Origin of the sequence: Halomonas sp. RT37, assembly GCF_040070525.1 — a bacterium.
GTDB lineage: Bacteria > Pseudomonadota > Gammaproteobacteria > Pseudomonadales > Halomonadaceae > Halomonas > Halomonas litopenaei.
In genome coordinates this window covers 586,127-610,771 of sequence record NZ_CP098827.1, presented here as the reverse complement: position 1 = coordinate 610,771, position 24,645 = coordinate 586,127, and the positions used below count along the sequence as shown (strand labels likewise).

Here is a 24,645-nt window from a genome sequence, read left to right as displayed (position 1 = left end):
CGGCAGGCGCGATGCCTGCCCACCCCATCCCGGTCGAGCCCCCTGACTCGACCTCGATCCGCTGTCGCCGCAGAGCCCTTGCGGCGCGATACGATTCTGGAGAACGACCCGTGTCCATCCAAGGCTTCTCGCTCGAGCCCAACGCCAACGCCACCGACGCGAGCATCCGTAACACCATTCTCGAGAACCCGGGCTTCGGTCGTCACTTCACCGACCACATGGCCCACATCCGCTGGACCGAGGACGCCGGCTTCCACGGCCATCAGGTACGTCCCTACGGCCCGCTGTCACTGGACCCGGCCGCCTCGGTGCTGCACTACGCCCAGGAAATCTTCGAGGGCATGAAGGCCTACCGCCACGCCGACGGCAGCGTCTGGACCTTCCGTCCGGAAAAGAACGCCGCGCGCTTTCGCGCCAGCGCCCGTCGCCTGGCCCTGCCGGAACTGTCCGACGAGGACTTCATCGGCGCGGTCAAGGCGCTGGTCGCCCAGGACATCGACTGGGTGCCGACGCCGGCAAGCGCAGCCGAGGAATCCAGCCTCTACCTGCGACCCTTCATGATCGCCTCCGAGGCCTTCCTTGGCGTGCGCCCGTCCAAGGAGGTGGACTTCTACGTCATCGCTTCGCCGGTGGCGGCCTACTTCAAGGGTGGGGTCAAGCCGGTATCGATCTGGCTGTCGTCGAACTACAACCGCGCCGCCCCCGGCGGCACCGGCTACGCCAAGTGCGGCGGCAACTACGCCGCCTCGCTGCTGGCCCAGAAGGAAGCCGCCGACCACGGCTGCGACCAGGTGGCCTTCCTCGACGCCGTGGAAAACACCTGGATCGAGGAACTCGGCGGCATGAACCTGTTCTTCGTCACCCGCGACGGCCGCCTGGTCACCCCGCGCCTGACCGGCACCATCCTCGAGGGGGTGACCCGGGATTCCATGCTCGAATTGGCCAAGGATGAAGGCCTGACCCCGGAAGAGCGCCCCATCAGCATCGACGAGTGGCGCGATGGCGTGGCCTCCGGCGAAATCACCGAGGTCTTTGCCTGCGGTACCGCCGCGGTCATCACCCCCATCGGGCGACTGGTCAGCGAGGACGGCGTGATCGAGCACCCCGAGGGCAACGAGGTGGCCAGCCGACTGCGCAAGCGTCTGCTCGACATCCAGTACGGCCGTGTCGAAGACACCCATGGCTGGCTGACCCGTCTTGCCTGATCCGGCGCTTTCCCTACCAAAAGGCCGCCCCCGGGCGGCCTTCGTTCAGCCATCAAGTCAGAGCGCATGACCAAGATCGACTTCTACATCCTGCCGGACACCACCCTCGAGGCCCGCCTCGCCTTCGCCTGTCGGCTGACCGAGACCATCGCCCGCAAGGGCTACCGGCTCTACCTGTACGCCGAAGACGAAGCCATGGCCCGGGAGCTCGACCAGCGTCTGTGGGACTTTCGTCCCGACGCCTTCGTCCCCCATGCGCTCGAGGCCGGGGGCGGGGCCGATGCAAGAGCGGCTGGGGGCGGGGCCGATGCAAGAGCGGCCGGGGGCGGGGCCGGTATGCAAGAGCCCGGCGGCGGGTCGCACGAGGCCGGTATCGAGAACGCAAGGCCGGTACCCGTCACCATCGGCTGGCAGGGGCCGCCGCAAAGCCTCGACCCGCCGCCCCAGGCGATGCTCAACCTGTCGCCGGAAATCCCCGAGTGGTTTTCTCGCTTCGAGCGGGTGGCCGAGATCATCAACCAGCACCAGGACGTACTGACGGTCAAGCGCGAGTGCTGGAAGACCTACAAGCAGCGCGGCTACCCGGTCACACCGCACCACCTCAAGGGTCAGGGGTAGGCTCCTGTCACCAAATCCTCTGGACACTGCCGGTCATCCCGTCAGCCCCTGACGCCCCGCGTCGGATCAGGGTATAATCGAGCCCATTTTTCGCAGGCCTCACTCGCGCAACCGCTCTTCGGCGGGAAGCTTGCGAGCCCGAGCGCCGGCTGTCGAACTCCAAGCCCAGCGCCATGCGCGAGCCTCTGTCTCGTGCCTGGCATGCCCCGGGCTCCGCTAGCAAGAGTACCCCATGGACAAGACCTACCAACCCGAAAGCATCGAAGCCCGCTGGTACGAGCGCTGGGAAAAAGACGGACGGTTCGCGCCCTCGGGCAAGGGCGACCCCTTCGCCATCATGATTCCGCCACCCAACGTCACCGGCAGCCTGCACATGGGTCACGCCTTCCAGGACACCATCATGGACACCCTGATCCGCTGGCGGCGGATGCAGGGTCGCAACACTCTGTGGCAGGTGGGCACCGACCACGCCGGCATCGCCACCCAGATGCTGGTGGAGCGCAAGGTCGCCGCCGAGGAAGGCAAGACGCGCCACGACCTGGGGCGCGAGGCCTTCATCGACAAGGTGTGGGAATGGAAGCATGAGTCCGGCGGCCATATCACCCGCCAGCTCCGTCGAATGGGCGCAAGCCTCGACTGGAGCCGCGAGCGCTTCACCATGGATGAGGGCTTCTACAAGGCGGTGCAGGAGGTCTTCGTCCGCCTGTATGAAGAGGATCTGGTGTATCGCGGCAAGCGCCTGGTCAACTGGGACCCGACGCTGAACACCGCCATCTCCGATCTCGAGGTCGAGAATCGCGACCAGCAGGGTCAGTTCTGGCACTTCCGCTATCCGCTGGCCGACGGTGTCACCACCGACGCCGGCCTCGACCATCTGGTGGTCGCCACCACCCGCCCCGAGACCCTGCTCGGCGACAGCGCCGTGGCGGTCAATCCCGACGACGAGCGCTACGCCTCGCTGGTCGGCAAGTTCGTCGAGCTGCCGCTGGTCGGCCGTCGCATCCCCATCGTCGCCGATGAGCACGCCGACATGGACAAGGGCTCGGGCTGCGTGAAGATCACCCCGGCCCACGACTTCAACGACTATGAAGTCGGCAAGCGCGCTGGTCTTCCGCTGATCAATGTCTTCTCGAAGACCGCCCATATCCTCGAAGCCGCCGAGGCCTTCGACATCCAGGGCCGTCCGCTGACCGACATCGACACTAGCCTGCCTGCGGCATACGCCGGCCTCGACCGCTTTGCCGCTCGCAAGGCCATCGTCGCCGACATGGAGGCCAAGGGCCTGCTCGAGAAGACCGAAACGGTCAACAACACCCTGCCCTACGGCGATCGTTCCGGTGACGTGATCGAGCCGCTGCTGACCGATCAATGGTTCGTGGCGGTGGAAACACTGGCCAAGCCGGCCATCGAGGCGGTGGAAAACGGCGACATCCAGTTCGTGCCCAAAAACTACGAGAACATGTACTTCTCGTGGATGCGTGATCTGCAGGACTGGTGCATCTCGCGCCAGCTGTGGTGGGGCCACCGTATCCCTGCCTGGTATGACCAGGAGGGCAACGTCTATGTGGCGCGCACCGAAGCCGAGGCCCGCGAAAAGCACGGCATCGCAGGCGACGTCGCCCTGACCCAGGACGAGGACGTACTCGACACCTGGTTCAGCTCCGGGCTGTGGACCTTCGGCACCCTCGGCTGGCCCGAGCAGACCGAAGAGCTCAAGACCTTCCATCCCAGCAGCGTGCTGGTGACCGGCTTTGACATCATCTTCTTCTGGGTCGCGCGGATGATCATGCTGACCCTCAAGTTCACCGACGAGGTGCCGTTCAAGACGGTCTACGTCCACGGCCTGGTGCGTGACGGCCAGGGCCAGAAGATGTCCAAGTCCAAGGGCAACGTACTCGACCCCATCGACCTGATCGACGGCATCGATCTGGAGGCGCTGGTCGACAAGCGCACCGGCAACATGATGCAGCCGCAGAAGGCCAAGGCCATCGCCAAGGCGACCCGTTCGGAGTTCCCCGACGGCATCGAGGCCCACGGCACCGACGCCCTGCGCTACACCTTCCTGTCCCAGGCCACCACCGGTCGCGACATCAAGTTCGACATGGGCCGGCTGGACGGCTACCGCAACTTCTGCAACAAGCTGTGGAACGCCTCTCGCTACGTCTTGATGAACGCCGAGAACGAGGACTGCGGCCGCGAAGGCGGCGAGGTCGAGCTGTCGCTGGCCGACCGCTGGATCGAGGCCCGCCTGCAGCAGACGGTGGATCAGGTCACTCGTGCGATAGAGGAGTTCCGCTTCGACCACGCCTCCCAGGCGCTTTACGACTTCGTCTGGAACGAGTACTGCGACTGGTATCTGGAGCTGTCCAAGCCGGTACTGTGGGACGAAGGCGCCAGCGAGGCCGCCAAGCGCGGCACCCGGCGCACCCTGGTGCGGGTGCTGGAAGCCATCCTGCGCCTGGCCCATCCGATGATGCCGTACATCTCCGAGGAGATCTGGCAGCGCGTGGCGCCGCTCGCCGGCACCCTGGAAGGCGACAACGACTCGCTGATGGCCAAGGCCTGGCCGCTGGCGGATGAGGCGTTGATCGACCAGGACGCGATCCGCGACATCGAATGGCTCAAGGGGGTGATCGTGGCGGTGCGCAATATCCGCGCCGAGATGAACATCGCCCCGGGCAAGCCGCTCGACGCCCTGCTGACCAAGGGCAGCGAGGCCGACCAGGCGCGCCTGAGCGCCAACCGCCTGTTCCTGTCCAAGCTGGCCAAGCTGTCGTCCATCGAGTGGCTCGATGACGCCAGCACGGCGCCGCTGTCTGCCACCCAGCTGGTCGGCGACATGGAAGTACTGGTGCCGATGGCGGACCTGATCGACAAGGACGCCGAGCTCGCCCGCCTGGGCAAGGAGATCGACAAGCAGGACAAGTTGATCGGCGGCGTCGAGAAGAAGCTCGCCAACGAAGGCTTCGTGGCCAAGGCCCCGGCCGCCGTCATCGACAAGGAGCGCGGCAAGCTCGAGGAGTACCAGGCCGCCCGCCGGGTGCTGGTCGAACAGCGCGACAAGATCGCGGCCCTGTAGTCTGGGCCTAAACCGGCTCAACCGGCCTGAGCACCAGCCGAGTCGACCCCCCCACTGGCGGGGTCGACTTTATTCAGACGTGATAGCAGCAGAGAATCCGTCGGCTCCCAGCACGCTTGGCTACCCGAAGAAACAGGCCATCTCATCGCGACCCACCAGTTCGAGAAAGGCTTCCACCGTCCCCACCTGGGGACAGGGCGTATAACCGTGCCACTTCAGGTCCGCTCGCTGCCAGTAGACCTTCCAGACATCCTGACTACGCACGTACTTCGCCTTGGCGACGGGTATCTCCAGTTTCTCGTCAGGTTTGTCATAGCGAGGACTGACTTCGAAGATCTCCAGACTCTGCCCATCGATACGAAAGGCGAGATCAAGCTTTGATCTCAATTGAGGCGGTGGACGATGCTTCTCGACAAAAGCCCCTGCCGCCTTCTCCACTCGCTTTCTCTCCAGATCATTGAATGCCATAAGGCGGCCCCCTATTCCTGTAGTCCTTGCCTGGCACGCACGATGGCCGCCTCCACCGCCGCCAGGGCGCGTGGCGAATTCTTCCAGCAGCTGGTGTTGAGCATCGATGCCACCTGCTCGGCAATCTCCCGGGCCTCGAACGTCGCCAGACGCTCGAAAGAGTCGATACCAAGCTGTTCAAAGCGGCTGATGACGGTCGGCCCTACCCCGTGAAGCGCCAGCAATGCCGCTCTCTCTTCGTTGCTAAAGGCCATCCCCCCCCCTGGCGGAACGTCGCTATTGGTTCGTGCCTGCCCCTCGCCTCAGGCAACCGTCTGCGTCGCCTCAGCCTGATCGGGTACGACACAAAGATGACGGTATTACTACAAAATTCAGTTTCTTCTATTAAAGCCTTTTGCGGCACAGTGAAGCTGTCAGCACAGCCGCTCCTTCAGGCCAATCGCCGATTCGGCCGCAGATACGACAGCAGACCGAACAACGGCCATACCAACGCATACAACAACAATAGACATGTACAACATGACGCACTCGGGCCTTTCCCCCCTGGCGTTCCCTGGCACTGCCGGGCTCGCCGCCCTGCCACGCCTTCGTCGCCGAACACGGCGTGCCCTGCTGTACCTGGCCGAGCTGTGTGGCCGTGTCGACCTTCAACGTCGCTGGCTGAATGCCAATGACCTGCCGCTGGTCGACATCGACCCAAGGCGCATCGCGCGCTGCGTCACGCGCTCTGGCTTGAGCCGTGAGTTGATCAGTGAAGGCGACTGGGACCTCAGCCATGTTGCACCACTTTGCCAGGCACGCCTGAACGAGACCGCTGCAGTCGAGGACATCTTCGCCCACGACAGGCACTTCCGCGAGACCGCCCAGTACGCCCAGATGCATCAAGCGGTGGTTCGCTATCGTTCCGGCGAGTGCACCGACCCGGCACAGCAAGGCGCCTACTGGTGTCGCAGCGAGGAGGATATCGCTCGCTACTTCGAGACGCTGTCTCGTGCCTACCACGGCATTCGCCGACACGGCTACAAGACCCAGCAAGAACTGGCTCGCCAACACCCCGACGACAGTCACGACCCCGATGACGAAATGCAGGTATTGATTACCCGGGATGGCGAGGTCGTGCTCGGCTACGGCGGCTCACACCGTCTGGCCATCGTGCAATTGCTGGGATTGGCCAGCGTTCCGGTCCGCGTGGTGGCCTTCCACCCCCGGTGGCTTGATCACTTCAGGCAGCGAAAGCACAGCCTGCGATCCTGCCTGCATCATGCAAGCCGCGCTGCAGCCGACATCTCGAGTACCGCACACACGAGAGACAACCGGAGTCGCTGATCGCCCCGATGAACACTGGCCCGGTCAGCTGGCGTCGCGAAAACCGCCCAGCACCAGCGAGTTGGGGCCGAAGAACACCAGTCGGTCATGGTCGATCAGGTAGCGATAGGCGTTGTCGAGCATCTCGCGGACCTGCTGGGCCCCCTGGGGATTGGCACAGGCCATGCGAGTCGCGGTCAGTTCGCTGAAGTCGATACGCTGGCTGTCACCGAAGCTCACCGTGCCGGTGAAGCGATTGCAGCCGTCGCTACCGCTGACACTGCCATCGGAAGCCACCTCGAAGTACGGCTTCTGCGGCATCGACAGGCGATCGCTGGTGCCCACCAGCAACAGGTTCCAGCGCTTGCCGACCAGCGGGCTCGAGACGCTGCCCGGGGCCGCCGTGTCGCCCCCACCCGCCGTGGGCCCGGGCTGGCTGGAGCAGGCACTGAGCGCCAGGGTGAAAAGAGCGAAAGCGGCGGTGCGGCGAAGTCGTGACGGAACCATGCTATCTTCCTTGCAGCTGAGTCATCTGGATAATGCCTAATATGCCAGAATTGCCTGCGTGGTCCGACCGTTTCGGTCATTCTGGTATTGCGACCGAAGGCTCCTCCCCGAAGTCGTCGCGGTCGTGCAGCGAAGCCTCGGACAACTCGGCGCGCCTGTATTATGCCCAACGCCAGTAGTGAAAGGCTCTCGAGTCAAAAGCCCCTAGTGAAAAGGAAGTCACCATGCTCAACGCCCTCGACAACGACGACCTGGGAAAGCTGATCCTGCGCCTGGCCCTTGGCGTGATGATCCTGCTGCACGGCGTCAGCAAGCTGATCAACCCCGGCAGCCTGTCCTGGATCGGTGAAACCCTGGCCTCCCATGGCCTGCCCACGGTGCTGGCCTATGGCGTTCTGCTGGGCGAAGTCGTCGCACCTGTCATGGCAATCCTCGGCTGGAACACGCGCATCGCCGGTCTGCTGATCGCCGGCAACATGGTGGTGGCCATCTATCTGGCGCATATGGGTGAGCTGTTCAGCCTGACCAGTAGCGGCGGCTGGGCGCTGGAGCTGCAGGGCATGTTCCTGTTCGGCGCCCTGGCGATGATGTTCCTGGGCAGCGGCCGCTCCGCGATCAAGCCCGACTAGGGACCGTTCACCTCCTCTCGCGCCATGCCGGGCAGTTCCCGGCATGGCGTCGGCTGCAGCCCTCACCCAACTCCTGCACCGTTATCTCCTGCCTTGGCGCTGCGACCTCCTCAACGCAAGTTGCACTCGACATGACCATTTCGACGAAAGTCGTACTTCTGCTTGATGTCCGTCATTCGGACGTCGCTTCGTCTATGCGTAAATGAGCACAACACCTTCGGATTCTCTCTGCGGAGAGGTGATCACTCGATCTTCCCCAAAGGAGCTCGCTTATGCTCGCATTCAAACCGCTTCCCGCCCTGGTCTCGGTGACCCTGGGGCTGGCGCTCTGGTTCGTAATCCCCGTACCTGACGGCGTCAATCCCGAGGCCTGGCACCTGCTGGCGATCTTCGTCGCCACCATCGCCGCCATCATCGGCAAGACCATGCGCATCGGCGCCCTGGCGATCATTGCCATCACCGTGGTCGCGCTGACCGGCGTCACCAACCCTGAAAGCTCCAAGGGCGCGGTCTCCGACGCCCTCTCGGGCTTTTCCAACCCGCTGATCTGGCTGATCGGCCTGGCCATCATGATCTCCCGCGGGCTGTCGAAGACGGGGCTGGGCAACCGCATCGGCTACGCCTTTATCGCCGCCTTCGGCAAACGCACCCTCGGCATCGGCTACGCCCTGTCCCTGGCGGAGCTGACCATCGCCCCGATCACCCCCAGCAACACCGCCCGGGGTGGCGGCATCATGCACCCGATCATGCGCTCCATCGCCGACAGTTTCGGCTCCTCCCCCGAGTCCGGCACCAGCAAGAAGATCGGCGAGTACCTGGCGCTGGTGAACTATCACGCCAACCCCATCACCTCGGCCATGTTCATCACCGCAACGGCCCCCAACCCCTTGATCGTCGACCTGATCGCCAAGGCCACCGACTCCGCCATCTCGATCACCTGGACCCAGTGGGCGCTGGCCGCGCTGTTGCCCGGCCTGGTCGCCATCGCCTTGATGCCGGCGGTGCTGTACGTGCTGTATCCGCCGGAGCTCAAGCGCACCCCGGACGCCACCTCCTTCGCCCGCGAGCAGCTCACCGCCATGGGCCCGCTCGACCGCGCCGAGAAGATCATGATCGGCGTGTTCGGCCTGCTGTTGATCCTGTGGGCCGGTATCCCGGCGATGCTGTTCGGCCCCGAGTTCAAGGTAAACTCCACCGCGGTGGCGCTGCTGGGACTGTCCATCCTGCTGGTCACCAATGTGCTGACCTGGGATGACATTCTCGGCGAGAAGTCCGCCTGGGACACCATCGTGTGGTTCGCCGCTCTGGTAATGATGGCAAGCTTCCTGGGCAAGCTCGGACTGATCGGCTGGTTCTCCGGGGTCATCGAGGAGGGCATCAGCAGCTTCAATATGGGCTGGTTCGGCATGGCCCTGGCGCTGACCGGTGTCTACTTCTACGCGCACTACTTCTTCGCCAGCACCACCGCCCATATCACCGCCATGTACGCCGCCTTCCTGGCCGCCGGTATCGCCCTCGGCATCCCTACCCTGTACATCGCCCTGCTGCTGGCCGGCGCCTCCTCGCTGATGATGTCGCTGACCCACTACGCCACCGGCACCGCCCCGATCATCTTCGGCTCCGGCTATGTGGAACTCGGCACCTGGTGGAAGGCCGGACTGGTGATGAGCCTGGTCAACCTGACCGTCTGGGTCGGTGTCGGCAGCCTATGGTGGAAGGTGCTGGGGTACTGGTAAGACGCCCGGAAGGCGGGTCCGCTCTTGATCAGAGCAGGAGCCTGGTCAATCTGACCGTCTGGGTCGGTGTCGCAGACTCTCTACGGTGGAAGGTGCTGGGGTACTGGTAAGACGCCCGGAAGGCGGGTCCGCTCTTGATCAGGGCAGGAGCCTGGTCAACCTGACCGTCTGGGTCGGTGTCGCAGACTCTCTACGGTGGAAGGTGCTGGGGTACTGGTAAGCCCCGTAACACGACAGCCTTTCGGGCCTCCTCACATTCAGCCAAGCGCCACCGCAATCGCGGTGGCGCTGTCGTCTGCGGGCCTCACCGGCTTGCCGGGCCACGGCAGGCGGCGCAGAATCGGACAGGACAGGACGTCATTTCGCTGCTTCCAAGAGGCCCCTCATGGATTTTCTATCTCCCGCGCTGTGGTGGCTACTGGCCGGACTCGCGGCCCTGCTGGTCGAGCTGCTGACCGGCTCCTACGTGCTGCTGGCCCTGGCGGCGGCGCTCGCCCTCACCGCCCTGGCCGCCTGGCTGGGCGCCACTTTCACCCTGCAACTGATCGTCCTGGCGCTCGCCTGTGCCGTACTGGTGCCGCTGGCGATTCGACAGCTCAGACGACGCGGCCGAGGCGCGAAAAAAGGCTTCGGCGTGGCTGGCAGCGGTGGAGGCCGCGGTCAACGCTTCGTGCTGGTCAGCCGCGACTTCGATGACGCACCCTGCATCAAGCTCGACGGTGATCTCTACCGTGCCAGCCTGGCGGACGAAGCAGCGAGTGGTCCTGCCCTTCGTCCGGGTGACGAGGTAACGCTGGTCCGCTTCGAGGGCACCCAGGCGGTGGTCCGTCCCGCCGGCGAAGGTTCTTGATCCCGGTCATGCGCTCGTTCGGGCAGCGGCCGCCAGACACTATCGCCACTCGCCCGCCCATTGCCTAAGCTGGCTTTCGGCGGCGGGATGCCGTCGGTCGCCCTGGGCGACACTCTCGATACCAAGGAGGTACCTGCATGTTGCCGTATGCCATAAATCCGGGGCTATTGATTGCCCTGGTGGTGGTCGTCATCGCCGTGATCATGGTGATCAAGGGACTGGTGATCGTTCAGGAGTCCGAGGTGATGGTGATCGAGCGCCTCGGCGCCTACCACCGCACGCTGCAGAAGGGCATCAACTTCATCGTTCCGTTCTTCGACAAGCCAAGACCGATCAAGATGGTGCGCTACCTGCGCAAGGGCCAGGAATTCACCCCGGTGCTGAGTCAGGAGACCCGCATCGACCTGCGCGAGTCGGTCATGGACTTCCCGTCCCAGCCGGTGGTCACCACCGACAACGTGACGGTGCGCATCGACGGCGCCATCTACTTTCAGATCATCGATCCGGCCAACGCCGTCTACAAGATCGAGAACATGAGTCAGGCGGTGGAGGTACTGGCCAAGACGACGCTGCGCTCGGTGGTCGGCCAGATGGAGCTGGACAAGATCTTCGAGTCCCGCGCCGAGGTCAACGCCAAGATCAAGGAACAGATGGAGGAACCTGCTTCCAAGTGGGGGGTGGCGATCAATCGCATCGAGGTGCAGGACATCGAGATGCCGACGGAGGTCAAGGAGGCCATGCACCTGCAGATGTCCGCCGAACGTCGCCGTCGAGCCACCGTCACCGAGGCCGAGGGCGAAAAGGCCGCGGCCATCGCCAAGGCCCAGGGCCAAAAGGAGTCGGCGATCCTCAACGCCCAGGGCGACAAGGAATCCGCCATTCTGCGCGCCCAGGGCGAAAGTCGCTCCATCGAGCTGGTACTGGGTGCCATGGGCGAAGGCGAGAAGAGCACCAGGGCGGTCATCGGCTACCTGCTCGGCCAGTCCTATATCTCGATGCTGCCGGAGATGGCCAAGCAGGGAGAGCGTGTGTTCGTGCCCTACGAGAGTTCGGCCCTGCTCGGCGCCATGGGCGCCTTTCGCGATCTCAGCGCCGGTGACGAGGCGCTGGGCGACATTGCCCGCCGCGCAGCCGCCGCTGGCGGCCTGACGGGTGCTGCCAGCGCCCAGGGCTAGGCGCTAGTACCAGGGCGTGTAGCGGCTGGTATAGCGGCTGGTACAGCGGCTCAGGCAACCCTCCTACAGCCCTTGTGGCAGTCGCCCTGGTACAAGCTCAGCCACAACTGAAAACGCCCGAACCGTGAGGTTCGGGCGTTTTCGTCCTGCCAGCGGCTGGCGCAATCGATGGCGGTCAGGCCGCCATGCTGTCGCCCAGACGTTCGCGGATCTTCTTCATGGCGTTCTTCTCGAGCTGACGAATGCGCTCGGCGGACACGCCATAGACGTCGGCCAGTTCATGCAGGGTCGCCTTGTTTTCGGCGAGCCAGCGCTGGCTCAGGATATCCCGCGAGCGCTCGTCGAGCTCGGCCAGCGCGCCCTGGAGGCGGCGGGTGGCGTCCTGCTCCCAGTCGCTGTCCTCGAGCTGGGTCGCCGGGTCCTGGCTGGCGTCGTCCAGATAGTGAACCGGTGCCTGATAGGCCGAATCCTCGTCCTCGGACGGTGAGGCATCGAAGCCGGCATCATGAGAGGCCAGACGACCTTCCATCTCGCGCACCACCTCGGGCTTGACGTCCAGGTCCTTGGCGATGGCGTCGACCTCGTCGCTGTTCAACCAGGCCAGGCGCTTCTTGGCGCCGCGCAGGTTGAAGAACAGCTTGCGCTGGGCCTTGGTGGTGGCGATCTTGACGATACGCCAGTTACGCAGCACGAACTCGTGGATCTCGGCCTTGATCCAGTGCACCGCGAAAGACACCAGGCGTACGCCCTGGGTCGGGTCGAAACGCTTGACGGCCTTCATCAGGCCGACGTTGCCTTCCTGAATCAGGTCAGCCTGGGGAAGTCCATAGCCGGAATAGCTGCGTGCGATGTGCACGACAAAACGCAGATGGGACATGACCAGACGGCGGGCGGCTTCCAGATCGCCTTCCTGCTGAAGGCGATGGGCCAGGTCCTGCTCTTCATCCACCGTCAGCAGCGGAATGCGATTGACGGCCTGAATATAGCCGTTGAGGTCGTGCCCCGGTGAAAGATGACCCACCGGCAGAAGACTGTTGCTCATGTGCAGGTTGTCTCCTCGAAGACCAACAAGATTTCGGATGCACCTTGGAGGATAAAAATAGGAAGAAGTTCCCCTTTGGTCGTAGACATCCGACGAAACCGTACAAGAAACGGGTGATTACCTGTTGCCGCTAGCGTGGCTTGATGCCCGCCAGATGGCGGCTGACGGCGATCCAGGCTCCCAACCAGCCCAATAGTGTACTACAAGTCAGCAATGTTGTAGAGCCGACGAGGCCCAAGGTCGGTAGCTGATAGTGCGCGCCGTAGCTGGCCGCCAGCGATGCCACCGGCGCCGCCAGCCAGTCGCTGCCCAGGGTCAGAAGCCCCCACGCCAGCAGTCCGCCGCCCAGGCCATACCAGGCGCCGCTGTACAGAAAGGGTCGGCGTACAAAGGCATGGGTGGCGCCGATCAGGGTCACCACCTCGATCTCCTTGCGCCGGTTCTCCACCGCCAGGCGGATGGTGTTGCCCACCACCAGCAGCACGCCCAGACCAAACAGCACCCCCAGCGCCAGGGTCAGGCGACGACCCAGCTCAGCCAGTTGCCGCAAACGCTCGATCCAGGCCAGGTCGAGGCGCACCTCGGCCACCCCGGACATCGCCGACAGCCGCTCGGACAGCGCCGCCATGGCCTCCGGTGACGGCGTCGTCGGCGAGATCACCACCGCGGCGGGCAGCGGATTCTCGTCGAGCCGCGCCAGGGCATCGTCGAGCCCCAGGGATTGCTGGAATTCCGCCATGCCCTGCTCGGCGGTGATCAATTCGGTGGCGGCGACCTCCGACTGAGCCTCCAGCGCTTCCAGGATGCGCCCGGTCTCGGACTCGCTCACCCCCTTGTCGAGGTAGGCCGTCAGGGTGGCGCTGGCGTCCAGCTCGGCGTCCACCAGCTTGGCGCTGTCCAGTGACAGCCACAGGGCGCTGGGCAGCACCAGGGCGATGGCGATGGCGAGCATGGTCAAGAGGCTACCCACCGGCTGGCGCACCAGCCGGCGCAGGCTGTCCACACACATGGCACGATGGTGGCGCAGCCAGGCTTGCCACTGCCCCTGTGCGCGCACCGTCTGCTGACGCGCACCGCGAGGTGACGTCGAGGCCTCCTGGCGGCCGCCCGTACGTGCGGCGGCCGAGGCGCCCCTGGGCGTCGCCGCGCCCTTGCGCGAATGGCGAGCGCTCATGCGGCCTCCTCGTCGGCCACCAAACGCCCCTCGCTCAGGCGCAGGGTGCGGTGACGCAGCCTGGCGATCAACGCCAGATCATGACTGGCGATCATCACCGTGGTGCCGATTCGATGAAAGTCCTCGAACAGCCCCATGATATCGGCGGACAACTGAGGGTCGAGGTTACCGGTAGGCTCATCGGCCAGCAGCAGGGCGGGCTTGTTGACCACCGCCCGGGCGATGCCCACGCGCTGCTGCTCGCCGCCGGAAAGCTCGATGGGAAGCGCCTTTTCGCGGTGCAGCAGGCCGACCTTGTCGAGTGCCGCGCGGACCCGCCGCGCGATATCCCGCGGCGCCAGGCCGCGGATCTCCAGCGGCAACGCCACATTGTGATAGATCGAGCGGTCGAACAGCAGCTGGTGGTCCTGGAAGACCACCCCGATCTGACGCCGGTAGAACGGCAACTGGCTGGGATGCAGCTTGTCGATATCGTGACCGGCGACCATCACCCGTCCGCGACTGGGTCGCTCCAGGCGCATGATCAGCCGCAGCAGCGAACTCTTGCCGGCACCGGAATGGCCGGTGAGAAACACCATCTCGCCCCGCGAGACGCGAAAATCGATATTGGAGAGCGCCTCGAAGCGCCCTCCATAGCGCTTGCCGACGTGCTCGAAGGCGATCATTCGTCGGCGTCACTCGGGCGACGATCGAACAGGGCGTCGACGAAGTCCTCGGCCTTGAACGGCCGCAGGTCATCCAGACTCTCACCCACCCCGATAAAGCGGATCGGCGTCTTCAGCTGCTTGGCCAGGGCGAAGATCACGCCCCCCTTGGCGGTACCGTCGAGCTTGGTCAGGGTGATCCCGCTGACCGGAACCGCCTCGTTGAAGGTGGCCGCCTGGGACAAGGCGTTCTGGCCGGTACCGGCGTCGAGCACCAGCATCACCTCGTGAGGCGCCTGCGCATCGAGCTTGCCCATCACCCGATGGACCTTCTTGAGCTCTTCCATCAGGTGACTCTTGTTGTGCAGGCGACCGGCGGTATCGGCGATCAAGACGTCGACGCCACGGGCACGGGCCGCCGCCACGGCGTCATAGATCACCGAGGCGCTGTCGGCGCCGGTGTGCTGAGCCACCACCGGCACGCTGTTGCGCTCGCCCCACACCTTGAGCTGCTCCACCGCGGCCGCGCGGAAGGTGTCCCCCGCCGCCAGCATCACGCTCTTGCCCTCGCGCTGGAAGCGCTGGGTCAGCTTGCCGATGGTGGTAGTCTTGCCGACGCCGTTGACGCCCACCACCAGGATGACGAAAGGCCCACCGTCGGCGGTCTCGAGGCTCAAGGGCTGGCTGACCTCGCCGAGCATGGCGGCCAGCTCCTGTTGCAGCGCACGATACAGCGCCTCCGGGTCCTTCAGCTCCTTGCGCGAGACGCGATCGGTCAGCGCCTCGATGATTTCGCTGGTGGCCTCGATACCGACGTCGGCCATCAGCAGCTGGGTCTCGATGTCCTCGATCAGCTCGTCATCGATCTGCTTGGCACCCATGAACAGGTCGGCCAGGCCGTCGCTCAGGTTGGCCCGAGTCTTGCCAAGGCCCTCGCGCATGCGCGCAAACCAGCCCTTCTTCTCGCCACCCTTGCCACCCTGCACCGGCGCTCTGGGCTTTTCCTGCAGGGCCGGGCCGGTGGGACGGCTGGGCTCGATCACCTCGGCGTGCTCGCGCTGGCCGGTGCCAGCGTCGGGAGCTGGCGGACTTGCAGGCTCGGGCACCTCCGCCTCGGCCAACTTGTGCGCCGAGGCCGGCGATTCATCTTCGGCGGGCTCGCCAGCCGGCTGGGGGCTGGCAGACGGCGCCTGGTCGGCTTGCGACTCGCCGGACTTCTGCTCGACAGACTTCTGCTCGACAGGCTTTTGCTCGTGCTCGTCGGGCTCTTGCTTGTCGGGCTCAGGTTCAACGGGCGCCTGCTCGGCAGGGGTGGACGGCTCGGCAGGCGCTGGCGCTGCCGGCTCGACAGGCTCCGGCACCACCGCCTCGGCGGTCTCGGTCGGCTCGGGGCCAGATTCCCGGCCCTGCTGGGGCGGCTCGGCATCCGACGGTGAGCCTTGCGACAGCTCGTCGCCGAGGGGCTGTTCAGCCTCCCTGTCAGCCGCACCTTCCGCCTCATCTGCAGACGACTGATCGACGACTTCCTGGTCCTTGGCGGGTTCTTCGCCCGTGTGCTTCTTCTTGCGCTTGAAAATACCGAACATGGATGACCTGACGCCTCAGCCGGTGAACGAACCGCCACATCCTACCACCCTGCCCGCTCGCTGTGGACACAGGACAGCCCCGAGGCGGCGACGCGACGCTGCCCACAGCCTGCCACAGAAGCGATGGCGAAGGCATGACGGCACCCTGCCATGGGGGTAGAATCGCCGCCCATGAGTCGACAACGTCCTTCAAGAAACCGTCCGCGCGGCGGCGCCGGAAAACCCCGCTCGGGCAAGAGTCCCGCGAGCGGTCGGCCGCCTGGCAAGCTGCGTATCATCGGTGGCGAACACCGCCGCCGTCAGCTGCCGGTGCTCGACAAGCCCGGCCTGCGCCCGACCCCGGACCGGGTGCGCGAGACCCTGTTCAACTGGCTCGGGGTCGAGCTTTACCGCGTCCGCGTGCTCGATCTGTTTGCCGGCACCGGTGCCCTGGGCCTGGAGGCGCTGTCGCGTGGCGCCAGCGAGGCCCTATTCGTCGAGCGCGATGCCCAGGTGGCCCAGGCGATCAGCGACAACCTGGCGACGCTGGCGATCGATCGCGCCCAGGTGCGCCGCACCGACGCCGCCGCGCTGCTGAAAGACGATACCGCCAGCCCCTTCGACCTGGTGTTTCTCGACCCGCCCTTTCGCCAGGGCCTCGCCGAGCCATGCTGCCAGGCCCTGGAAGCCGGCTGGCTGGCGGATGAGGCCTGGATCTACGTGGAGGTCGAAAGTGGCCTGGTTCCCGCCGTGCCCCCCACCTGGCAGCTACACCGAGAGGTCCGCGCGGGAGACAGCATGGGGCGTCTGTATCGACGCAGCGAAAGCGACGCCGACTCGCTCAAGGACGCTGCGCCTGAGAGCTGAGCCGGCAGTACCCCAAGCACGCGACCGTCGTAATTCCTGAGCCGAATCAGCAAAGCAGCCCCGTCGCCGCCCGGCGACGCTTGTTCGCCGGCGGCGGCGGCGTTACGCTCGTTCCATCGGGGCGCGCGTCGCGCCTTCACCCCACGTCATGTCAGGAGACGAGGATGAGCACGGAACTCTTCAACCAACTCGAAAAGAAGGTCTCCAGCGCCCTTGAGGCCCTGGAATTGCTGAAACTGGAAGCCGAGGAGTTGCGCGAGGAAAACGCTCGCCTGAAGCAGGATCGCGAAGAGTGGGAACGTCGCCTGACCGCCATCCTGGGCCAGCTCGATGAGGTGGAAGGCGAAACGGGCAATACCGAACAGGCGCCCGCCCATAGCCTCTGACCTGCCTTGTGTGCCGGCAGTGTCGACTCGAACGGCTGATGCGAACGATCGACACGAATGAAAAGGGCTCCCCATGGGGAGCCCTTTTGCATTGCGCGTACGATGGAAGCCCAGCCGCAGGCGGCCCAGACTAAAGAAAGCCGAGCGCTTCAGGCTGTTTCAGTCAAGCGCCAGCGACATCAGCAAGGCATCGACACGCTCGCCGCCATCGGCCAGCGGCGGATAGTAGCCGCGACGCACACCATCCTCGGCGAAGCCGGCGGCTCGGTAGCAGGCGATCGCCGCGCCGTTGTCGGCACGCACCTCCAGCAGCAGTCGCTCCGAGCCCCACTGGCGCGCTACCGCAATCAGGCTTGTCAGCAGCCGTGCGGCAAGCCCGTGGCGGCGAGCTTCCGGGGCCACCAGGATCGCTTCCAGCTCGGCCTCGAAGGGCTGGCGTGCCAGCAACGCATAGGCGTGAATAGCCCTCTGCCCCGTCATGTCCGCATCAAGGCCGCCTTCAACGCCGACATCACCTGCCGGTCCCAGCCGATCGATCCCCAGCAGCAGGCGCTGGTCATCTTCCAGTGCCTGAGCCAGTGCCTGAGGGCTGGACAACGGCGCTGACGGCATCGCTTCCAGTCGCAGGAGGGCGTCAAGATCGGCGGCGCCAAGGACACGGACAGGACCGTAGCCGCCGCTATGGGGACAGCTCTGCTGGCCCGCTGTCGCCTCAAGCGCCATCGCTGTCGTCTCTGGCACCATCGCCTCCAGCACCATCACCTCGAGTGCCGTCGCTCCACTGTGCCTGCCACTCGCCGATCTGCGACCACAGCCGGCGCTTGGCCTCGGCACCGACGCCGTCACCGGCGAGCAGTTCGTCGAGCCCCGGGCCCTGCCACAACGGCAGCGCCAGGGTCTGGCTGCGCGGAGGTTGCGCGCTGTTGTCGTTGGCGTCAGACGGGGCCAGCGCTTGCGTCAGCGCCTCCTGGCGGCCGAATACCAGCACCCGCTCCGGAGCCCAGCCACGACGAGCGCGACCGGCCACAAAGGCCTTCAGCCCCTGACGCGCCTCGTCCAACGGCCGCCTGACCGGCAAGCCTTCTTCCAGCGGCCAGGCAAGGGAGTCGAACACCGGTCGCTGCGACGGCCTGACCCCGGCGCCGGTCAGGATATTGAGCAGAAGCCGCTGGTGCAGGGGCCCCAGCGGTTCTTCACGGGCGACCAGCAAAAGCCAGCGACCGTCGAGACAGGCCACCTGACAGCCGAAGCGCAGCGGCTCGGCGCCTTCCTCCGCCTCATCCTCTGCCGGCATGGCCGTGGGGGCCGTCGCTGCACCGTCGTCTGCATCGGGCACGATATCACCGAGCAGCGCTCTGGCCTTGCGCGGACCAGCCGGCGCCTGGGGGGCAGGAGCCTGGACGGCAGAGGACGAATCAGCGACAGCGGCCTGCTCGGTCGCCCCGGCGGAAGTGTCGCCACCGCCGGCCGAGGCGGGCATGTCATCGAGCAGCGCATGCAAGCCCTTGGCACCGGGCTGGGGCCGCTCCTCGGGTACTGGCTCGGGCCAGTCGCAGGCTTCGGTCTCGCGGGCGTTGGGCAGCTGATAGCGGGCCACCCAGGCGGTCAGCCCCATGGCATCCAGATAGGCGAGCCGTGTCGGCTCCGGCGTCACGAGCGTGAGCCGCCCATGCAGTTGGGCGAGTCCGGACGCGGTGCGCTGCGGCTATCCCATTCACCGGGGGTGTAAAGGTGCAGCGCCAGGGCGTGGACCGGGCCGGACAGCTCATCGGCCAGCAGCGAGTAGATCTGCTGGTGGCGCTTGACCGGCATCAGCCCGGAAAAGCGCTCGGAGACCAGGGTCACCTTGAAGTGGGTTTCCGAGTTCGGCGGCACGCTGTGCATGTGGCTCTCGTTCTCGACCACCAGTTCGGTGGGCTCCAGGGCCTTTAGCTTGTGTTCGATGGTCGCCTGAATACTCATGATGGGTACTCGCGTCTGTGACGGTTAATTTTGTACATACTGTGCCATTGTACGCCCTCGCCCAGCCGCTGACTAAGCCCGATCCGCGACCCGGTTCGGGGCGTCCTCGCCCACTCGTTCGGAGTAGCCGGCGCGCGCGGCCTTCTTCTGCTCCCGCGCCGCACGATACGCACGATGGGCCCGGGGGATACGCACCAGGCTGATCACCAGCGCCAGCAAGGTGGTGGCAGCGCCGACCCACAACGCCTGCTGAACGCCGGCGCCGGCGGCCAGGCACAGCCCGACCAAGGCCACCCCCAGCGACTGCCCCACCGTGCGGGTGGTACTCATCACCCCCGAGGCATTGGCGCTGCGGGCCTTGGGTACGCTGGTCATCAGTTCACGGTTGTTGGGCGGCTGGAACAGGCCAAAGCCTGCGCCACACAGGGCGGTGCGCCACAGGCTGTCGATCGCGCTGGCGTCCTGCGGCAGCGCCGCCAGGCTGACCAGCCCCAGCAACAGCATGACCAGGCCGACGCTCGCCACCACGCTCGGGTTGAAACGATCGGCCAGACGACCGGACAGCGGCCCGACCACCATGATGGTCAGCGGCCAGGGGGTAAACAACCAGGCGGTATGCAGCGCCGAGTAGCCCATCTGCTGCTGGTAGAGAAACGACAGCGCAACGAAGGTCAGCCCTTGCCCGATGAAGGCGGTGCCCTGGGCGGACACTGCCAGGCTGAAACGCGGTTCACGAAACAGCCCCAGCGGCAGCAGCGGATGGGGAGCCCGCCCCTGGCGACGGATAAAGGCCACCGCCGACACCACCGTCACCGCCAGCCAGGCCAGGATCTCGGCCAGCGGCGCGCGATGACCGACGGCGTCCATGCACATGAACAGTCCCGCCAGCATGGCCATGGAGGCCAGGGCGCCAACGCCGTCGAAGTTGCCCTCGCGGCGCTCCTCCCTGGGCAGGGCGCGCCAGGCCATGACCGCGGCGGCGGCGCCCAGCGGTACGTTAAGGGCGAACAGCCACGGCCAGTTGGCCACCGACAGCACCAGACCACCGATCGACGGGCCGGCGGCGTAGCCCCCCGCCACCACCAGCGACGACAGGCCCAGGGCGCTGCCGAGCAGGCGCGAGGGAAAGATCGAGCGATACAGGCTCGGCCCGATCGACAGGGTGGCGGCGGCGCCGACGCCCTGCAGGGCACGAAACACCAGCAGGGTCTCGAAGTTGGGCGACAGCGCGCTGCCCAGCGCCGCCACTACGAACAGGGTGAGCCCTGCCACGTAGACCTTGCGCCGACTGAGCAACTCGCTGGCGGCGGCGAACACCAGCAGCATGGCCGCGCAGACCACCTGGAACAGGTTGGTGATCCACACCGCGCGGGCATCGGACACGCCCAGATCCCGCGCCATGGAGGGCAGCGCGATATTGATCATGGTGGTGTCCACCACCGCCATCAGGGTCCCCAGCACCAGGGCGATGACCGCCAGCCGTCGCTCCGGCCCGGGCAGGCCGTCGTCGCCGTCACGGGTGGAGAACAGTCGACGCATCGGGGCAATTCCTGGTGTTGTCTAGGCGGGTGTTGTCTTGCATCGGGGTGGTCAGGCACAGGAGGTCATGCCGGCACGCAACGAGACCGGCCGTGGCCGGTCTCGTCGACACCTGCGGGGTACATCCGGCAGACACTGATCAGCGGCGCCAGGCCGCGCTGTTTCAGTCCTGCTCGAGGTCGGCCAGCAGTTCGTCGTCCACCTCGGAGATCTCAAGCGCAGCCTCGCCATCCAGATCGATCGCCAGATAGCTGTGCTCGACCTGCAAGAAGCGCTGGAACAGCTCCCAGTTCAGGGCCTCGGGCCACTGCCGTTCGTCCTCTTCCCAGGCGCGCAGTTCGTTCTCGAGCACCTCGAGATAGCGCTCGCGAACGAAGGCTTCCAGCGCCTCGGGGGTATCCATCTCCGGGATCAGGTAGACCGTGCTTTCCCGGTCGACGTCGGCGAGCGTGAGGTCGTCATCGCCCATGGTCGGTTCCAGGGCATTGATCCAGTCAACAAAGTGCTGGGTGGGTCTGACGCTCAGGGCGGAGCGGTTGAGCAGTTTCATCGCGGTCTCCTCGACGTCGAATCGCAGCCATTATGGGTGCTAAGGGCCTCGCTTGCCAGCAAAAGCCCGGCCCCGCCGACAATCCACCGGCCCGGCCCCGCCAACCATCCATCGGCCCGACCCCGCCGACAATCCATCGGCCCGACCACTGGGGACATTGTCCCCGGTGGCCAGGCCCAACGGCTCAGGCCTCGCCGGCTTCCGGGCGCATCGCCGGGAACAGCAGCACGTCGCGGATCGAGGGGCTGTCGGTGAACAGCATCACCAGGCGGTCGATACCGATGCCCTCGCCGGCGGTGGGCGGCAGGCCTACCTCGAGCGCGCGCACGTAGTCGGCGTCGTAGTACATCGCCTCCAGGTCACCGGCGTCCTTCTCGGCCGCCTGGGCGCGGAAGCGCTCTGCCTGGTCCTCGGCGTCGTTGAGCTCGGAGAAGCCGTTGGCGATCTCGCGGCCGCCGACGAAGAACTCGAAGCGGTCGGTGACGAAGGGATTGGCGTCGTTGCGCCGCGCCAGCGGGCTGACCTCGGCCGGATACTCGGTGATGAAGGTCGGCTGGTCCAGGCGCGCCTCGGCCACCTCCTCGAAGATCTCGGTCTGCAGCTTGCCGAGTCCCCACCCATCCTTGACCTTGATGCCGAGACGCTCGGCCAGGGCACGGGCGGCGTCGAGCTCGTCGATTTCCGCAGCCTCGATGCCTTCGCCGTGAGCCAGGATCGCCTCGCGCAGGGTCATCCGTACGAACGGCTGGCCCAGGTCGTAGGTCGCTCCCTGGTAGTTCAGGGTGGTGGTGCCGAGCACCTTCTGGGCGATCTCGCGCAGCATCGCCTCGGTCAGATCCATCAGCGCCTGGTAGTCCACGTAGGCCCAGTAGAACTCGACCATGGTGAACTCGGGGTTGTGGCGGGTGGACAGCCCTTCGTTACGGAAGTTGCGGTTGATCTCGAAGACCCGCTCGAAGCCCCCCACCACCAGGCGCTTCAGGTAAAGCTCTGGCGCGATACGCAGGTACATGTCGATGTCCAGCGCATTGTGGTGGGTGATGAAGGGACGCGCCGTGGCGCCACCGGGGATCGGCTGCAGCATCGGCGTTTCCACCTCCATGAAGCCGCGATCCTCGAAGAAGCGGCGCATGGCGCTGATGATGCCGGCACGGGTCTCGAACACCCGGCGCGAGTCCGGGTTCATGATCAGGTCGACATAGCGCTGGCGGTAACGCGCTTCCATGTCGGTGAGGCCGTGGAACTTGTCGGGCAGCGGGCGCAGGCTCTTGGTCAGGAGCTTGGCCTCGCGCATCATCACGTACAGGTCGCCCTTGCCGGACTTGTGCACCGGGCCCTGGCCGGCCACGATGTCGCCGATGTCCCAGCCCTTGATGTCCTCGAGCAGGGCGGGATCCAGCCCCTTCTTGTCGACGTAGAGCTGGATCTGGCCGCTGACGTCCTGGATCACGATAAAGGGACCGCGCTTGCGCATGATGCGCCCGGCGACCGCGGCCTCGCGGCCCAGCGACTCCAGCGCTTCCTTGTCATGCTCGCCAAGTTCCGCCTCGAGCTCGGCGGCCAGGCTGTCACGGCGAAAGTCGTTGGGGAAGGCGCTGCCGCCCTCGGCCTCGGCGCGCTCGCGACGAGCCGCCAGCTTGGCGCGGCGCTCCGCGATCAGGCGGTTCTCTTCGGCAACGGCGTCATTGGTGGAAGGCGTATCCTGGTTGGCCATGGCTACTCGTCTCTGTCACGGCAGGGAAGCCGCCACGGCGGTTCCCCGAACGGCCCCGGCACGGGACCCATGAATGGTGGTGGCGAAACGCCCCGGGGCCACTTGGCTCCCGGGGCGAGGTCGCGACGCGGTGGGCTTGGCGACGGTCGCTTAAAGCCCCTGCTTGAGGCTCGCGACGATGTACTGGTCAAGATCGCCGTCGAGCACCTTGTCGCAGTTGCTCGACTGCACGCCGGTGCGCAGGTCCTTGATGCGCTGGTCGTCCAGCACATAGGAACGGATCTGGCTGCCCCAGCCGATGTCGGCCTTGGAGTCCTCGGCCTCCTGCTTGGCGGCGTTGCGCTTCTGCATTTCCAGCTCCCACAGCTTCGCCTTCAACTGCTTCATGGCGAAGTCGCGGTTGGCGTGCTGGCTGCGCTGGCTCTGGCACGACACCACCACGCCGGACGGCTCGTGAGTAATCCGCACCGCCGAGTCGGTGGTGTTGACGTGCTGACCACCGGCGCCGCTGGAGCGGTAGGTGTCGACGCGCAGATCCGCCGGATTGATCTCGACCTCGAAGCTGTCGTCGATCTCCGGCGACAGGAACACCGAGGCGAAGGAGGTGTGGCGGCGACCGCCGGAGTCGAACGGACTCTTGCGCACCAGACGATGCACCCCGGTCTCGGTGCGCAGCCAGCCGAAGGCATACTCGCCCTGAACGTGCACCGTGGCCGACTTGATCCCGGCCACTTCACCGGCCGACAGCTCGATGATCTCGGCCTTGAAACCGTGGGACTCGGCCCAGCGCAGATACATGCGCAGCAGCATGTTGGCCCAGTCCTGGGCCTCGGTACCGCCGGAGCCCGCCTGGATGTCGAGATAGGCGCTGTTCTCGTCCATCTCGCCGGAGAACATACGCCGGAACTCGAGCTTCTCGAGGTTGGCCTGCATCGAGGCCAGTTCCTTCTCGACCTCGGCCACGGTGGCCTCGTCGTCTTCCATCTCGGCCAGCTCCAGCAGGTCGCGGCTGTCGCCGAGGCCCTGGTCCAGCTCGTCGATGGTGGCGACCACCAGTTCCAGCGAGGCACGTTCCTTGCCGAGCTTCTGGGCGTAGTCCGGGTCGTTCCAGACCGCCGGGTCCTCGAGCTCGCGGGTGACTTCCTCTAGCCGATCTTTCTTTTCGGCATAGTCAAAGATACCCCCTCAGGACGTCTGTCCGCTCAGACAGGTCCTTGATGAGGTTGTGAATCGGGTTGGTTTCCAACATGAAGTTCGCCTTTTGTCGTCCCTCGCCGGGTGCCGGCGTGCGCTCGCGATGCGCCGGTGGCGATGGGCCAGTTGCGATGATCGTCGGCCAGGCCGCGATAAAGGGGATGCATTGTAGCCAAAACGTCTAACCCCGTCATCCTGCTCCTGCCATCGAGCCCCCTTGCCACAAGGGCTCCCACGGGGCTATCGACGAAACGCAAGACGTCATGAAAATTTTCGTCTGGACAGCACCGGAGCCACGGCGCGATGGTCATTGACGACTAAGCGGGCTTAGCCGGTGTCGCACGCCTTGTGCGGCCTTCCCACGATGGCCGTGGTCGCAGCGAACCGCGCTGCCAACGGCCCGGCCCGCGACAACAATGCCAACACGAACAAGGAA

General features: G+C 65.7%; 24 protein-coding genes. 10 read left to right on the top strand and 14 right to left on the bottom strand.

All coding sequences use genetic code 11. From position 1 onward, the window contains the following. Positions 1 to 110 precede the first annotated feature (110 nt). The 3 genes from NFG58_RS02785 to NFG58_RS02775 all read left to right on the top strand — a co-directional run bounded on the left by NFG58_RS02785 (position 111) and on the right by NFG58_RS02775 (position 4,902). Positions 111 to 1,205 carry a branched-chain amino acid aminotransferase gene (locus NFG58_RS02785; RefSeq protein WP_045994721.1) on the top strand — a complete coding sequence of 365 codons (1,095 nt, stop codon included), beginning with the start codon at positions 111 to 113 and terminating at the stop codon, positions 1,203 to 1,205. A gap of 66 nt (positions 1,206 to 1,271) precedes the next feature. Further along, on the top strand, positions 1,272 to 1,823 hold the full coding sequence (locus tag NFG58_RS02780; protein WP_348827561.1) for a DNA polymerase III subunit chi: 552 nt from the start codon (positions 1,272 to 1,274) through the stop codon (positions 1,821 to 1,823). Between the two features lie 232 nt (positions 1,824 to 2,055). After that, positions 2,056 to 4,902 (top strand): valine--tRNA ligase, encoded by a 2,847-nt coding sequence (locus tag NFG58_RS02775; protein WP_348827560.1) that lies wholly within the window; start codon positions 2,056 to 2,058, stop codon positions 4,900 to 4,902. A gap of 120 nt (positions 4,903 to 5,022) precedes the next feature. Here the strand turns inward: NFG58_RS02775 and NFG58_RS02770 are convergent, their stop codons facing one another. Together NFG58_RS02770 and NFG58_RS02765 are read right to left on the bottom strand one after the other, a co-directional pair. After that, positions 5,023 to 5,370: a DUF3024 domain-containing protein gene (locus NFG58_RS02770; RefSeq protein ID WP_348827559.1), complete on the bottom strand. Its 348-nt coding sequence runs from the start codon at positions 5,368 to 5,370 to the stop codon at positions 5,023 to 5,025. An 11-nt stretch (positions 5,371 to 5,381) separates the two neighbouring features. Then, the gene (locus tag NFG58_RS02765; RefSeq protein ID WP_348827558.1) at positions 5,382 to 5,624 is read right to left on the bottom strand and encodes a helix-hairpin-helix domain-containing protein; all 243 of its coding nucleotides are present in this window, start codon (positions 5,622 to 5,624) and stop codon (positions 5,382 to 5,384) included. Between the two features lie 256 nt (positions 5,625 to 5,880). Here NFG58_RS02765 and NFG58_RS02760 point away from each other — a divergent pair, with 256 nt between their 5' ends. Then, a complete protein-coding gene (locus NFG58_RS02760) occupies positions 5,881 to 6,696 on the top strand; it encodes a hypothetical protein (protein ID WP_348827557.1) in 816 nt (271 codons plus the stop codon). A 24-nt stretch (positions 6,697 to 6,720) separates the two neighbouring features. Here NFG58_RS02760 and NFG58_RS02755 read toward each other — a convergent pair whose 3' ends face one another. Further along, on the bottom strand, positions 6,721 to 7,182 hold the full coding sequence (locus NFG58_RS02755; RefSeq protein WP_213230495.1) for an META domain-containing protein: 462 nt from the start codon (positions 7,180 to 7,182) through the stop codon (positions 6,721 to 6,723). A gap of 224 nt (positions 7,183 to 7,406) precedes the next feature. Here NFG58_RS02755 and NFG58_RS02750 point away from each other — a divergent pair, with 224 nt between their 5' ends. From NFG58_RS02750 to NFG58_RS02735, 4 genes are all read left to right on the top strand, one after another. Further along, positions 7,407 to 7,811, top strand: coding sequence for a DoxX family protein (locus NFG58_RS02750; RefSeq protein ID WP_213230496.1), 405 nt, complete (start codon positions 7,407 to 7,409; stop codon positions 7,809 to 7,811). Between the two features lie 272 nt (positions 7,812 to 8,083). Beyond that, entirely contained in the window at positions 8,084 to 9,547 is a 1,464-nt protein-coding gene (locus NFG58_RS02745) for a DASS family sodium-coupled anion symporter (RefSeq protein WP_213230498.1), read from the top strand. A gap of 385 nt (positions 9,548 to 9,932) precedes the next feature. After that, on the top strand, positions 9,933 to 10,397 hold the full coding sequence (locus NFG58_RS02740) for an NfeD family protein (RefSeq protein WP_348827556.1): 465 nt from the start codon (positions 9,933 to 9,935) through the stop codon (positions 10,395 to 10,397). A 140-nt stretch (positions 10,398 to 10,537) separates the two neighbouring features. Next, entirely contained in the window at positions 10,538 to 11,572 is a 1,035-nt protein-coding gene (locus NFG58_RS02735; RefSeq protein WP_108131605.1) for an SPFH domain-containing protein, read from the top strand. Positions 11,573 to 11,747: 175 nt separating this feature from the next. Here the strand turns inward: NFG58_RS02735 and rpoH are convergent, their stop codons facing one another. The 4 genes from rpoH to ftsY form a co-directional block, all read right to left on the bottom strand. Further along, complete coding sequence (gene rpoH / locus NFG58_RS02730; protein WP_045991302.1) at positions 11,748 to 12,614, bottom strand: RNA polymerase sigma factor RpoH; 867 nt, start codon at positions 12,612 to 12,614, stop codon at positions 11,748 to 11,750. A gap of 130 nt (positions 12,615 to 12,744) precedes the next feature. Continuing rightward, the gene (ftsX, locus tag NFG58_RS02725) at positions 12,745 to 13,788 is read right to left on the bottom strand and encodes a permease-like cell division protein FtsX (RefSeq protein ID WP_045991303.1); all 1,044 of its coding nucleotides are present in this window, start codon (positions 13,786 to 13,788) and stop codon (positions 12,745 to 12,747) included. Beyond that, positions 13,785 to 14,453: a cell division ATP-binding protein FtsE gene (ftsE, locus tag NFG58_RS02720; RefSeq protein ID WP_045991304.1), complete on the bottom strand. Its 669-nt coding sequence runs from the start codon at positions 14,451 to 14,453 to the stop codon at positions 13,785 to 13,787. Before ftsE ends, ftsX begins: the two co-directional genes overlap by 4 nt. Beyond that, entirely contained in the window at positions 14,450 to 16,018 is a 1,569-nt protein-coding gene (gene ftsY, locus NFG58_RS02715) for a signal recognition particle-docking protein FtsY (RefSeq protein WP_348827555.1), read from the bottom strand. Before ftsY ends, ftsE begins: the two co-directional genes overlap by 4 nt. A gap of 171 nt (positions 16,019 to 16,189) precedes the next feature. On the opposite strand from ftsY, the gene rsmD reads away from it, so the two are divergent. Beyond that, the gene (gene rsmD / locus NFG58_RS02710) at positions 16,190 to 16,864 is read left to right on the top strand and encodes a 16S rRNA (guanine(966)-N(2))-methyltransferase RsmD (protein ID WP_348827554.1); all 675 of its coding nucleotides are present in this window, start codon (positions 16,190 to 16,192) and stop codon (positions 16,862 to 16,864) included. Between the two features lie 164 nt (positions 16,865 to 17,028). Then, positions 17,029 to 17,250, top strand: a complete 222-nt coding sequence (gene zapB / locus NFG58_RS02705; protein ID WP_045991307.1) for a cell division protein ZapB — start codon at positions 17,029 to 17,031, stop codon at positions 17,248 to 17,250. 159 nt (positions 17,251 to 17,409) lie between these two features. Here zapB and NFG58_RS02700 read toward each other — a convergent pair whose 3' ends face one another. The 7 genes from NFG58_RS02700 to prfB all read right to left on the bottom strand — a co-directional run bounded on the left by NFG58_RS02700 (position 17,410) and on the right by prfB (position 24,264). After that, positions 17,410 to 17,991, bottom strand: a complete 582-nt coding sequence (locus NFG58_RS02700) for a GNAT family N-acetyltransferase (protein ID WP_348827553.1) — start codon at positions 17,989 to 17,991, stop codon at positions 17,410 to 17,412. Then, positions 17,963 to 18,904 carry a hypothetical protein gene (locus tag NFG58_RS02695; RefSeq protein WP_348827552.1) on the bottom strand — a complete coding sequence of 314 codons (942 nt, stop codon included), beginning with the start codon at positions 18,902 to 18,904 and terminating at the stop codon, positions 17,963 to 17,965. Before NFG58_RS02695 ends, NFG58_RS02700 begins: the two co-directional genes overlap by 29 nt. After that, entirely contained in the window at positions 18,901 to 19,212 is a 312-nt protein-coding gene (locus NFG58_RS02690; protein WP_045991309.1) for a BolA family protein, read from the bottom strand. Before NFG58_RS02690 ends, NFG58_RS02695 begins: the two co-directional genes overlap by 4 nt. Positions 19,213 to 19,284: 72 nt before the next feature. Beyond that, positions 19,285 to 20,751: an MFS transporter gene (locus NFG58_RS02685; RefSeq protein WP_348827551.1), complete on the bottom strand. Its 1,467-nt coding sequence runs from the start codon at positions 20,749 to 20,751 to the stop codon at positions 19,285 to 19,287. 163 nt (positions 20,752 to 20,914) lie between these two features. Next, on the bottom strand, positions 20,915 to 21,301 hold the full coding sequence (locus tag NFG58_RS02680) for a hypothetical protein (RefSeq protein ID WP_045991311.1): 387 nt from the start codon (positions 21,299 to 21,301) through the stop codon (positions 20,915 to 20,917). A gap of 184 nt (positions 21,302 to 21,485) precedes the next feature. Further along, entirely contained in the window at positions 21,486 to 23,015 is a 1,530-nt protein-coding gene (lysS, locus tag NFG58_RS02675) for a lysine--tRNA ligase (protein WP_348827550.1), read from the bottom strand. Positions 23,016 to 23,165: 150 nt separating this feature from the next. Next, a protein-coding gene (prfB, locus tag NFG58_RS02670; protein ID WP_197037043.1) for a peptide chain release factor 2 occupies positions 23,166 to 24,264 on the bottom strand; the annotation gives its coding sequence in 2 pieces (ribosomal slippage) (positions 23,166 to 24,188 and positions 24,190 to 24,264; 1,098 coding nt in all). Positions 24,265 to 24,645: the final 381 nt, after the last annotated feature.